Below are 11,557 nucleotides of genomic sequence, written 5' to 3'. Positions count from 1 at the left end.
GGAACCTCGCCCCGACCGAACGGCCGGGAACGGGGTATCAACAAACTTGGCGTTGATTTTTGGCACGCTGTTGAGTTCTCAAGGAACGGACGCTTCCTTCGTACTCACCCAAGAGACTCTCTCAGGCTTTCCTCCGGGCAGTTTCCCTTCGGTCTTGCGTTTCCGACTCTATCAGACCGTTTCCGTATCCGATTTCTTCGGTGCTTTCCAGGTTTTCGCTTTCGCGTTTCCCTTTCCGGCGACTCCGACTTTATCAGAAGTTCTGAGTCGGAATTTCCGCCCCGCTCGGGTTGGTCCCTGGCTCCAAGTTGAGCCGGGTTCCCTCGCTGGCGGAGCCGTAAACGTACTGGAGCGGGGCTCCTCGATGCAAATCGAGGAGCCCCGCTCCAGGTTGACGCGTCGGAGGGGCAGCTCAGGGGCCCCTCCTTGCCGTCAGACCTCCACGACGACCGGGAGGATCATCGGGCGCCGGCGGTAGGTGTCCGATACCCATTTGCCCAGGGTGCGGCGGATGAGTTGCTGCATCTGGTGGGGTTCCACCACCCCGTCCTGTGCGGACCGCTGGAGGACCTCGGCGATCTTCGGGACGACGTCGGTGAAGGCGGAGTCCTCGATGCCCGAGCCGCGGGCCTGGATGTGCGGGCCCCCCGTGATCTTGCCTGTCGACGAGTCCATCACCACGAAGACCGAGATGATGCCCTCGTCGCCGAGGATCCTGCGGTCCTTCAGCGCTGGTTCGCCCACGTCGCCGACCGAGAGGCCGTCGACGTACACGTACCCCGCCTGGACCTTGCCGGAGATCTTCGCCTTGCCCTCGATCAGGTCGACGACCACGCCGTCCTCGGCGATGACGATCCGGTCGTGCGGGACGCCTGTCATGGCGCCCAGCTCCGCGTTGGCCCGGAGGTGGCGCCATTCGCCGTGGACCGGCATCAGGTTGCGCGGCTTGCAGATGTTGTAGAAGTACAGGAGTTCGCCGGCCGAGGCGTGGCCGGAGACGTGCACCTTGGCGTTGCCCTTGTGGACGACCTTCGCACCCCAGCGGGTCAGGCCGTTGATCACGCGGTACACCGCGTTCTCGTTGCCCGGGATCAGGGACGAGGCCAGGATCACCGTGTCGCCCTGGACGATGCGGATCTGGTGGTCCCTGTTGGCCATGCGGGACAGCGCGGCCATCGGTTCGCCCTGGGAGCCCGTGCAGACGAGCACGACCTGGTGGTCCGGGAGGTCGTCCAGGGTCTTGACGTCCACGACGAGGCCCGGCGGAACCTTCAGATAGCCCAGGTCCCGGGCGATGCCCATGTTGCGGACCATGGAGCGCCCGACGAAGGCGACCCTGCGGCCGTATTCGTGGGCGGCGTCCAGGATCTGCTGGATGCGGTGGATGTGGCTGGCGAAGCTTGCCACGATGACTCGCTTGCCGGCGCCCGCGAAGACCTGACGCAGCACGTTCGAGATGTCCCGCTCGGGCGGAACGAAACCCGGGACCTCCGCGTTCGTCGAGTCGGAGAGCAGAAGGTCGATGCCCTCTTCGCTCAGCCGCGCGAAGGCGTGCAGGTCGGTGAGGCGACCGTCCAGCGGGAGCTGGTCCATCTTGAAGTCGCCGGTGTGGACCACCATGCCCGCAGGGGTGCGGATGGCGACCGCGAGCGCGTCCGGAATGGAGTGGTTGACCGCGATGAACTCGCACTCGAAGGGGCCGATGCGCTCACGGTTCCCCTCCGTCACCTCAAGGGTGTACGGGCGGATGCGGTGCTCCTGGAGCTTCGCCTCGATGAACGCGAGGGTCAGCTTGGAGCCGATCAGCGGGATGTCCGGCTTCTCCCGCAGGAGGTAGGGGACTGCACCGATGTGGTCCTCGTGGCCGTGCGTGAGGACGATGCCCTCGATGTCGTCGAGACGATCTCTGATGGACGTGAAGTCCGGCAGGATCAGGTCGATTCCGGGCTGCTCCTCCTCGGGGAAGAGCACGCCACAGTCGACGATCAGCAGGCGACCGCCGTACTCGAAGACGGTCATGTTGCGGCCGATCTCACCGAGGCCGCCCAGCGGGGTGACCCGCAGGCCGCCCTCCGGGAGCTTCGGCGGGGCGCCTAGTTCAGGATGCGGATGACTCAAAAGACTCTCCTCACCACACGCGCCACGTACCGGCAAGGCACGTGGCGCGCATGACGTTCGTGCAAAAGCAGTTGTTGGATGTGGACTGCGGACACGGATGTCCCGCGTATTCAGTTGTGAAGTCTGGTGTCAGAGCTGTACCCCGCCGGCGGCAAGATCGATCTTGAGCTGGGCGATCTCGTCGGCCGACAGCTCGACCATGGGTGCGCGCAGCGGTCCGGCGGGCAGGCCCTGGAGGGCGAGAGCCGCCTTGGTGGTCATGACGCCCTGGGTACGGAACATGCCCGTGAAGACCGGGAGCAGCTTCTGGTGGATCTCGGTGGCCTTCTGGACCTCTCCCGCTGTGTACGCCTCCACCAGGGTGCGCAGCTCCGGTGTGACGACGTGGCCGACGACCGACACGAAGCCGACCGCGCCCACGGACAGGAGCGGCAGGTTCAGCATGTCGTCACCCGAGTACCAGGCGAGGCCCGAGCGCGCGATGGCCCAGCTCGCTCGGCCGAGGTCGCCCTTGGCGTCCTTGTTGGCGACGATCCGGGGGTGCTCGGCGAGTCGGACGATCGTCTCGGTGCTGATCGGGACGCCGCTGCGGCCGGGGATGTCGTACAGCATGACCGGGAGTTCGGTGGCGTCGGCGATGGCCGTGAAGTGCCGGTACAGGCCCTCCTGCGGGGGCTTGTTGTAGTACGGCGTCACCGTCAGCAGGCCGTGCGCGCCGGTGTTCTCCGCGGCGCGGGCCAGTTCGATGCTGTGGTGGGTGTCGTTCGTGCCGACGCCCGCGATGATGTGGGCCCGCTCGCCGACGGCTTCCAGTACGGCTCGTACGAGGTCCGATTTCTCCGCGTCGCTGGTGGTCGGGGACTCGCCGGTGGTGCCGTTGATGACCAGGCCGTCATTGCCTGCGTCCACCAGGTGGGTGGCGAGCCGCTGTGCGCCGTCGAGGTCGAGCGCGCCGTCCGCCGTGAACGGCGTGACCATGGCGGTGAGGACCCTCCCGAAGGGGGTCTGCGGAGTGGAGGTCGGAGCCATGGGTACCACGCTACTCGGTGCGCAGGGCGCGGTCTGCCCTAGGGGTGCGGGAAAAGTCATGACAAAGAAGGAGCCCGGCACTGCCTGCTCGGGGGTTCAAGCAGTGCCGGGTCCGTTTGATCAGGCTAGATGAACCTCTCGAAATACCGCAATACGGACACTTCGCAGGGCTGATCCGCACATCTGTGCCTGGTGGTGCAACGTGCGTGCGTCTGCCCTAGGGTGCCACCCTGCCGTTCGCGTTGAAGGCCGCGTGGGTGAGCGGCATGAGCTTCGCCCACTCCGCCTCCATCTTCTCGCCGACCATCTCGATCTCCCGTTGCGGGAACGACGGCACCTTCGCCAGCTCGTGCTGGGTGCGCAGGCCGAGGAAGTGCATCAGTGAGCGCGCGTTGCAGGTGGCGTACATGGACGAGTACAGGCCGACCGGGAGTACCGCGCGGGCGACCTCGCGGGCGACGCCCTCGGCCAGCAGTTTCTGATAGGCCCGGTACACCTGGCGGTACGAGTCCTCCATGGCGTGGCCCACGAGTTCGTGCTGCTCGGTAGTGCCCTCGACGAACACGTACTTGCCCGGTCGACCCTTCTGGACGAGCTTGCGCGACGTGTCCGGCACGTAGAAGACGGGCTGCAGCTCCCTGTACCGGCCGGATTCCTCGTTGTACGACCACCCCACGCGGTGTCGCATGAACTCACGGAAGACGAAGATCGGGGCGCTGATGAAGAACGTCATGGAGTTGTGCTCGAACGGGCTGCCGTGCCGGTCGCGCATCAGGTAGTTGATCAACCCCGTGGAGCGCTCAGGGTCCTTGCCCAACTCGTCCAGGGACTGCTCCCCGACGGTCGACACACGGGCCGCGAACAGTACGTCGGAGTCGGCCGCGCTGTGTTTGACCAGCTCGACGGTCACCTCGCTGCGCAGGTCGATCTTGAACTCGTCGTCGGGGGTGGGGCTCACGGTCTGGAGGGTCCTTCCCATCTCGTCAGTTGGCGACGCCACTCTACGACCCCGCCAAACAGGACGTTCACCATCGTCAGCGAGTTAAGTCGGTGAAACCGGGCACCGATTGGAGTGCTCGCTCGTCTGTACAGACTGTAGAGATCAGTTCGACACCCCAAGGAGAAACCGCACCATGTCCCGTCGGCGCGAGCCCGTCCCGTTCGCCTTCATCGCCGAGGCGGACAAGTTCCGCAGCAATGTCACTCCCCCGACCCGTGAGCGCGCGTCCGCCGGTGACATAGCCGGGCGTTGGCTCCTGGGGCTCACCATCGTCGCCGGGCTCGTGGGCTCCCTGGTCCTCGGGATGCCGGCCCTGTCGGTCGACCAGTCCGCCGGGCACACCCCGCGGTCCGAGGCGGCCGACAGCCGTTGAGGGCCACCCGGGTGCGGCCGAATGGCGTGGTCCCGCCCTCCTCGGGCCCCCAAGGCTGGTGACTGGGCAACCGGCTGTATAACCTCACCGGGCATCGCCCGCGCATGGAACTGAGTGAGGACCAGCCGTGCCCCTGCCCTTCCTGACGGCCGACCACGCCTCCGCCGAGGCCGTGGCCGGTCACGCGCTGCCGTTCGACGACCGTGACCGCTGGCGGCGCCCCTACCGGCCCGGCCCGTGGCGGGTCGGTGCGGCGGCGCTCCTGCTGCTGCTCGCCTCGTACGTGCTGTTCGCGGCGGTCATCATCGCGGCCACCGGCGAGTTGCCCGGTGGCGCGGTGTGCCTCGGGGTCGCGCTGGCCGTCATCGCCGTGGCACTGCGGCTGCTGCGTACAGGGGTGTGGGTGAGCGCGTACGGACTGCGGCGGGTGGGATTCTTCGGTACCCGGACGACGCGCTGGGAGAAGGTCGTCGCCGTACGGACGGTGCAGCAGCCGGTGCGCTGGCTCGGTCTGCCGCGCACCGTGCAGGGTCAGGCGCTGCTCCTCGTACGACGGGACCGGTCCGCTGACGACCAGGCACCGCTGCTGGCCACGCACAGCGCCGACTTCCTGGGCCGTACGGAGGCGTTCGACCGGGCCGCTGACAGCGTCGAGGCGTGGGCCGCGGAGTTCGGCCGGCGTTAGGCGCCGTAGGCCGGAGCGCGGCCCAGGTCTCAGGCGGTGGTCTCAGGCGGCCTGGGCCGGGGACTTGCCGGCACGGAGGGCTATCGCGCGTTGCATCGCCTTGCGGGCGCGCGGTGTGTCGCGGGCGTCGTGGTAGGCGACGGCGAGGCGGAACCAGTTGCGCCAGTCGTCGGGGGCCGACTCCGTCTCGGCCTTGCGCCTGGCGAAGACCTCGTCGGCCGAGTCACGGTCGACCCGGCCGCTCGGGGTGCGCCGCAACTCGTCGACGGGCAGACCGCCCTCGGCTTCGAGTTCGGTGGCAAGGCGGTTGGCGTCGCGGACGAACTGCGTGTTCTTCCAGAGGAACCACACGCCGATCCCGGGGAGGATCAGGACCGCCACGCCGAAGGTGACGGTCAGGAGCGTGCCGGTCTGTATGAGCATGATCCCGCGACTGCCGACCAGGACGAAGTAGAAGACCAGGACGACGGCCGTGAGGGCGTAGGAGAGTTTCGCGCGCATGACGTCCCTCAGCCGAGGTCGAGGAAGTGTTCCAGGCCGAAGGTGAGGCCCGGGGTGTCCACGACGCGGCGCGCGCCGAGCAGGATGCCCGGCATGAAGCTGCTGTGGTGGAGCGAGTCGTGGCGGACGGTCAGTGTCTCGCCCTCGCCGCCCAGCAGGACCTCCTGGTGGGCCAGGAGGCCGCGCAGGCGTACGGAGTGCACGGGCACCCCGTCCACGTTCGCGCCCCGGGCGCCGTCCAGCGCCGTCACCGTGGCGTCCGGCGCCGGAGCCGAGCCCGCCTTCGCCCGGGCCTCGGCGATGAGCTGCGCGGTCCGGGCCGCGGTGCCGCTGGGCGCGTCCACCTTGTTCGGGTGGTGCAGTTCGATGACCTCGACCGACTCGAAGTAGGGCGCCGCGATCTGCGCGAACTTCATGGTCAGTACGGCCCCGATGGAGAAGTTGGGCGCGATGAGCACGCCCGTCTCCGGGAACTGGGCCAGCCAGCCGGTGAGCTGCGCGAGGCGTTCGTCGGTCCAGCCGGTGGTGCCGACGACCGCGTGGACGCCATGGCGCACGCAGAAGTCGAGGTTGCCCATCACCGAGGCGGGGGTGGTCAGTTCGACCGCGACCTGGGCCCCGGTGTCGACGAGCGTCTCCAGCTTGTCGCCCCGGCCGAGGGCCGCGACCAGTTCCATGTCCTCGGCGGCCTCGACCGCCCGTACCGCCTCGGCCCCGATACGGCCGTTGGCGCCGAGGACCGCCACGCGCAGCTTGCTCATCTTCTTGCTTCCTTACCGGACGGTGTGCGGGTGTGGAGCGGATACGGCTGTCAGGCGACGGCCTCGTGCAGACGCGCGGCCTGCTTGTCCTTGAGCGGGCCGATGACCGCCAGCGACGGGCGCTGCCCCAGGACCTCGCGGGCGACCTCACGGACCATGTCCGGGGTGACCTCGGCGATCCGGGCCAGCATGTCGTCGACGGACATCTGGTCGCCCCAACACAGTTCACTCTTGCCGATACGGTTCATCAGCGCGCCCGTGTCCTCCAGGCCGAGGACCGTCGAGCCGCGCAGCTGGCCGATGGCGCGGCCGATCTCCTCGTCGGAGAGCCCGTGCTCGGCGACGTGGTCGAGTTCGTCGCGGCAGATCTTCAGCACGTCGTGGACCTGTGAGGGGCGGCAGCCCGCGTACACGCCGAAGAGGCCGCAGTCGGCGAACCCGGACGTGTACGAGTACACGCTGTACGCCAGTCCGCGCTTCTCCCGGACCTCCTGGAAGAGGCGGGACGACATCCCGCCGCCGAGGGCTGTGTTGAGCACACCCAGTGCCCAGCGGCGCTCGTCCGTGCGGGCCAGGCCCGGCATCCCGAGGACGACGTGGGCCTGCTCGGTCTTGCGGCCGAGGAGTTCGACGCGGCCGGTCGTACGGAGGTTGCGGCGGCCGTCGCGCGGTGCGATGGGTGTGGCGTCGAGCCGCCCCAGGGCGCCCGCCTTCTCGAAGGCCGCGCGGACCTGGCGTACGACCTTGTTGTGGTCGATGTTGCCGGCCGCCGCGACGACGAGGTGGGTGGGGTCGTAGTGCTTCTTGTAGAAGCGGCGGATGCGGTCCGCGGTGAGGGCGTTGACCGTGTCGACCGTGCCGAGGACCGGGCGGCCGAGGGGGGTGTCGCCGAGCATGGTGTGCGCGAACAGGTCGTGCACGCAGTCGCCCGGGTCGTCCTCCGTCATCGCGATCTCTTCGAGGATGGCACCGCGCTCGACGTTGACGTCCTCTTCGAGGATCAGGGAGCCCGTGAGCATGTCACAGACGACGTCGATGGCGAGCGGGAGGTCGGTGTCGAGCACACGCGCGTAGTAGCACGTGTACTCCTTCGCCGTGAACGCGTTCATCTCGCCGCCGACCGCGTCGATCGCGGAGGAGATGTCCAGCGCCGACCTGCGCGTCGTGCCCTTGAAGAGCAGGTGCTCCAGGTAGTGCGTGGCGCCGTTCAGCGCGGGCGTCTCGTCGCGGGAGCCGACGTGGGCCCAGATGCCGAAGGTCGCGGAGCGGACCGACGGCAGGGTTTCGGTGACGATGCGCAGGCCGCCCGGGAGGGTGGTCTTACGGACCGTGCCGATGCCGTTGGCGCCCTTGATCAGGGTTTGGGTACGGGCGACGGCCCGCGCCTCCGAAGAGGTGCGGGCCGTCGCCTTGGAGCTACGGGACGTCACTTGTCGCCGTCGTCCTTCTTCTCGTCCGAGGAAGCAGCTTCCTCGCCCTCGATCACGGGGATCAGGGACAGCTTGCCGCGGGAGTCGATCTCGGCGATCTCGACCTGGACCTTGGAGCCCACACCGACAACGTCCTCGACGTTCTCCACGCGCTTGCCGCCGGCGAGCTTACGGATCTGCGAGATGTGCAGCAGTCCGTCCTTGCCCGGGAGCAGCGACACGAACGCACCGAAGGTCGTCGTCTTCACGACGGTGCCCAGGTAACGCTCGCCGACCTCCGGCATGGTCGGGTTGGCGATCGAGTTGATCGTGGCGCGCGCGGCCTCGGCCTGCGAACCGACCTGGGCACCGATGTAGATGGTGCCGTCGTCCTCGATCGTGATCTCGGCGCCGGTGTCCTCCTGGATCTGGTTGATCATCTTGCCCTTCGGGCCGATGACCTCACCGATCTTGTCCACAGGGATCTTGACGGTGATGATCCGCGGGGCGTTCGGGGACATCTCGTCCGGCGTGTCGATCGCTTCCATCATCACGTCGAGGATGTGGAGGCGGGCGTCACGGGCCTGCTTGAGAGCGGCGGCCAGGACGGAGGCGGGGATGCCGTCCAGCTTGGTGTCGAGCTGGAGGGCGGTCACGAACTCCTTGGTGCCGGCGACCTTGAAGTCCATGTCACCGAAGGCGTCCTCCGCACCGAGGATGTCGGTGAGGGCGACGTAGTGCGTCTCACCGTTGATCTCCTGGGAGATCAGGCCCATGGCGATACCGGCGACGGGGGCCTTCAGCGGCACACCGGCGTTCAGCAGCGACATGGTGGAGGCGCAGACCGAGCCCATGGACGTCGAGCCGTTGGAGCCGAGGGCCTCGGACACCTGACGGATCGCGTAGGGGAACTCCTCGCGCGTCGGCAGGACCGGCACGATCGCGCGCTCGGCGAGCGCGCCGTGGCCGATCTCGCGGCGCTTGGGGGAGCCCACGCGGCCGGTCTCGCCGACGGAGTACGGCGGGAAGTTGTAGTTGTGCATGTAGCGCTTGCGCGTCACCGGGGAGAGGGTGTCGAGCTGCTGCTCCATACGGAGCATGTTGAGGGTGGTGACACCCAGGATCTGGGTCTCGCCACGCTCGAACAGCGCCGAGCCGTGCACGCGCGGGATGGCCTCGACCTCGGCGGCGAGCGTACGGATGTCCGTGACGCCTCGGCCGTCGATGCGGACCTTGTCCTTGATGACGCGCTCACGGACCAGAGCCTTGGTCAGCGAGCGGTACGCGGCGGAGATCTCCTTCTCGCGGCCCTCGAACTGCGGGAGCAGCTTCTCGGCGGCGAGACCCTTGACGCGGTCCAGCTCGGCCTCGCGGTCCTGCTTGCCCGCGATGGTGAGCGCCTGGGAGAGCTCGTCCTTGACTGCGGCGGTGAGCGCCTCGAAGACGTCGTCCTGGTAGTCGAGGAAGACCGGGAACTCGCCGGTGGGCTTGGCGGCCTTGGCGGCGAGGTCGGCCTGGGCCTTGCAGAGGACCTTGATGAAGGGCTTCGCGGCGTCCAGACCGGCGGCGACGACCTCCTCGGTCGGCGCCTCGGCGCCGCCCGCGATCAGCGTGATGGTCTTCTCGGTGGCCTCGGCCTCGACCATCATGATCGCGACGTCGCCGTCCTCCAGGACGCGACCGGCGACGACCATGTCGAAGACGGCGTCCTCGAGCTCGGTGTGCGTCGGGAACGCGACCCACTGGCCGTTGATCAGCGCGACGCGGACGCCGCCGATCGGGCCGGAGAAGGGCAGACCGGCCAGCTGCGTCGACGCGGAGGCGGCGTTGATCGCCACGACGTCGTACAGGTGGTCGGGGTTGAGCGCCATGATCGTGGCGACGACCTGGATCTCGTTGCGCAGGCCCTTCCTGAAGGACGGGCGCAGCGGGCGGTCGATGAGGCGGCAGGTGAGGATCGCGTCCTCGGAGGGCCGGCCCTCGCGGCGGAAGAAGCTGCCGGGGATCTTGCCGGCGGCGTACTGCCGCTCCTCGACGTCCACCGTGAGGGGGAAGAAGTCGAGCTGGTCCTTGGGCTTCTTGGAGGCGGTGGTCGCCGACAGCACCATGGTGTCGTCGTCCAGGTACGCCACGGCGGAGCCGGCGGCCTGCCTGGCCAGCCGGCCCGTCTCGAAGCGGATGGTGCGGGTGCCGAAGGATCCGTTGTCGATAACGGCCTCGGCGTAGTGGGTCTCGTTCTCCACTAGCGTTTTCTCCGATACATTTTCGTCTTTTGTCCCGTCCTGCCCGTGTGGCAGAGGGACGTGGGGTCGGAGAAGCGCGCCTTCTGATTGCGGGCCGGTCTTCGATCGAAGCACCCGGGAGTCGGTTCCCGGGGGCCACTACCGAGGACCGGCGGCGGCGAGGTGCGCCTCTCCTCGTGTCTGTCCTGATGTGTCCTGCGTATTGCGTTGTGCTACCACACTACAAAGAGGTGGTGACACTCCGCACGTTTCCGTACGTACGGCAAAGGGAGCGGCCCCCTAAAGTGGGAACCGCTCCCTCTCACAGCGTCTTACTTGGCGCCCGCCGCACCGCGGCGGATGCCGAGGCGGTCGACCAGCGCACGGAAGCGCTGGATGTCCTTCTTCGCCAAGTACTGGAGAAGGCGGCGACGCTGACCGACGAGGATCAGCAGACCACGACGGGAGTGGTGGTCGTGCTTGTGCGTCTTGAGGTGCTCGGTCAGGTCCGAGATACGGCGCGAGAGCATCGCGACCTGGACCTCGGGGGAACCGGTGTCGCCCTCCTTGGTACCGAACTCGGTGATGAGCTGCTTCTTCACTGCGGCGTCGAGCGACACGTGTTCTCCTCGTAAGTCCCTGTAGAGCCACCGAGCGCCCCTGGTCCACATCTCAGGGGATCTTCTGTTACTCGGTAGGCGGGAATCCGCTGCGCGCCGCCTCCGGAGTGAGTGACTCCAGGGGTGCGTACACAAACGGCCGTCGCCCAGGATACCAGCAGGCAGCGGCCGTCTTCACCGCGTGTGCAAACAGCCCGGACCGGCCGGGCTCGGCCACTAGGGTGAGAGCACAGACCGTAGTTGTCATATCACGTACGTCGGGAAGGGGTCGCTTCGCCATGGCGGAGGCACAGGGCGCACCGGGCTCACAGGATGAGGACGTCAAGGCGCGCAAGGAGCGGGAGCGGGACGAGCTGTACTCCCTCGACATCTCGGGCGTCGAGTGGCACGGCGCTCCGGGCACCGAGGAGCACGAGGAGCGGGTCGAGATCGCGTATCTCCCCGAGGGCGCGGTGGCCATGCGGTCGTCCCTGGACCATGACACCGTCCTCCGTTACACGGAGGCGGAGTGGACGGCCTTCGTGCTCGGGGCACGCGACGGGGAGTTCGATCTGGAGCCGACGGAGCTCAATGGCGGGCTCGCGGCGGCGGAAGCCGCACCGTCGGACTCGGGTTCGAGTTCGGATGTGGGCGCGGGTGCGGGTTCCAGTACGGATTCAGGTGGGGACGTGGAGTAGTTCACTCAGTCGTCCTGAGTGAGGGGTCCCAGGGGTGGGGCCGGTGCGGTGCGCCGGCCCCACCCCCTTTTCTTGCGCTTTTTCTCGCGCTTTTCCGCGAAGTACGTTGTCAGAGGGGCCGCCTACTATGCGGGGGAGGCTATGGCGCCGGTGGGACAGATG

General features: G+C 67.9%; 11 protein-coding genes. 3 read left to right on the top strand and 8 right to left on the bottom strand.

Features of this window, described 5'->3' with window-relative positions:
- Positions 1-432: 432 nt before the first annotated feature.
- From PV734_RS26325 to thyX, 3 genes are all read right to left on the bottom strand, one after another.
- A complete protein-coding gene (locus PV734_RS26325; protein ID WP_319095228.1) occupies positions 433-2,118 on the bottom strand; it encodes a ribonuclease J in 1,686 nt (561 codons plus the stop codon).
- 129 nt (positions 2,119-2,247) lie between these two features.
- Positions 2,248-3,147, bottom strand: a complete 900-nt coding sequence (gene dapA / locus PV734_RS26320) for a 4-hydroxy-tetrahydrodipicolinate synthase (protein ID WP_319095227.1) — start codon at positions 3,145-3,147, stop codon at positions 2,248-2,250.
- Between the two features lie 217 nt (positions 3,148-3,364).
- A complete protein-coding gene (thyX, locus tag PV734_RS26315) occupies positions 3,365-4,105 on the bottom strand; it encodes an FAD-dependent thymidylate synthase (RefSeq protein ID WP_319095225.1) in 741 nt (246 codons plus the stop codon).
- A 175-nt stretch (positions 4,106-4,280) separates the two neighbouring features.
- On the opposite strand from thyX, the gene PV734_RS26310 reads away from it, so the two are divergent.
- Complete coding sequence (locus tag PV734_RS26310; protein ID WP_319095224.1) at positions 4,281-4,520, top strand: hypothetical protein; 240 nt, start codon at positions 4,281-4,283, stop codon at positions 4,518-4,520.
- A 127-nt stretch (positions 4,521-4,647) separates the two neighbouring features.
- On the top strand, positions 4,648-5,205 hold the full coding sequence (locus PV734_RS26305; RefSeq protein ID WP_319095223.1) for a PH domain-containing protein: 558 nt from the start codon (positions 4,648-4,650) through the stop codon (positions 5,203-5,205).
- 42 nt (positions 5,206-5,247) lie between these two features.
- Here PV734_RS26305 and PV734_RS26300 read toward each other — a convergent pair whose 3' ends face one another.
- From PV734_RS26300 to rpsO, 5 genes are all read right to left on the bottom strand, one after another.
- Positions 5,248-5,706: a hypothetical protein gene (locus PV734_RS26300; protein WP_319095222.1), complete on the bottom strand. Its 459-nt coding sequence runs from the start codon at positions 5,704-5,706 to the stop codon at positions 5,248-5,250.
- Between the two features lie 8 nt (positions 5,707-5,714).
- Positions 5,715-6,467: a 4-hydroxy-tetrahydrodipicolinate reductase gene (dapB, locus tag PV734_RS26295; RefSeq protein ID WP_319095221.1), complete on the bottom strand. Its 753-nt coding sequence runs from the start codon at positions 6,465-6,467 to the stop codon at positions 5,715-5,717.
- Positions 6,468-6,517: 50 nt separating this feature from the next.
- Positions 6,518-7,897 (bottom strand): pitrilysin family protein, encoded by a 1,380-nt coding sequence (locus PV734_RS26290; protein ID WP_319095220.1) that lies wholly within the window; start codon positions 7,895-7,897, stop codon positions 6,518-6,520.
- The gene (locus PV734_RS26285; protein ID WP_006381406.1) at positions 7,894-10,119 is read right to left on the bottom strand and encodes a polyribonucleotide nucleotidyltransferase; all 2,226 of its coding nucleotides are present in this window, start codon (positions 10,117-10,119) and stop codon (positions 7,894-7,896) included. The genes PV734_RS26290 and PV734_RS26285 overlap by 4 nt, the downstream gene beginning before the upstream one ends.
- A gap of 311 nt (positions 10,120-10,430) precedes the next feature.
- A complete protein-coding gene (rpsO, locus tag PV734_RS26280) occupies positions 10,431-10,718 on the bottom strand; it encodes a 30S ribosomal protein S15 (protein WP_006381404.1) in 288 nt (95 codons plus the stop codon).
- Positions 10,719-10,996: 278 nt separating this feature from the next.
- On the opposite strand from rpsO, the gene PV734_RS26275 reads away from it, so the two are divergent.
- Positions 10,997-11,395: a DUF397 domain-containing protein gene (locus tag PV734_RS26275; protein ID WP_319292196.1), complete on the top strand. Its 399-nt coding sequence runs from the start codon at positions 10,997-10,999 to the stop codon at positions 11,393-11,395.
- Positions 11,396-11,557 lie beyond the last annotated feature (162 nt).

Origin of the sequence: Streptomyces sp. AK08-02, assembly GCF_033795085.1 — a bacterium.
In the GTDB taxonomy this organism is placed as follows: Bacteria; Actinomycetota; Actinomycetes; order Streptomycetales; family Streptomycetaceae; genus Streptomyces; species Streptomyces echiniscabiei.
Note: the sequence above shows the minus strand (reverse complement) of the source record. Positions and strands in the feature narration are given on the sequence as shown.

Coding starts and splice junctions, on each gene's coding strand:
- PV734_RS26300 (WP_319095222.1), bottom strand. CDS start 5,706: ATGCGCGCGAAACTCTCCTACGCCCTCACGGCCGTCGTCCTGGTCTTC.
- dapB (WP_319095221.1), bottom strand. CDS start 6,467: ATGAGCAAGCTGCGCGTGGCGGTCCTCGGCGCCAACGGCCGTATCGGG.
- dapA (WP_319095227.1), bottom strand. CDS start 3,147: ATGGCTCCGACCTCCACTCCGCAGACCCCCTTCGGGAGGGTCCTCACC.
- PV734_RS26275 (WP_319292196.1), top strand. CDS start 10,997: ATGGCGGAGGCACAGGGCGCACCGGGCTCACAGGATGAGGACGTCAAG.
- PV734_RS26310 (WP_319095224.1), top strand. CDS start 4,281: ATGTCCCGTCGGCGCGAGCCCGTCCCGTTCGCCTTCATCGCCGAGGCG.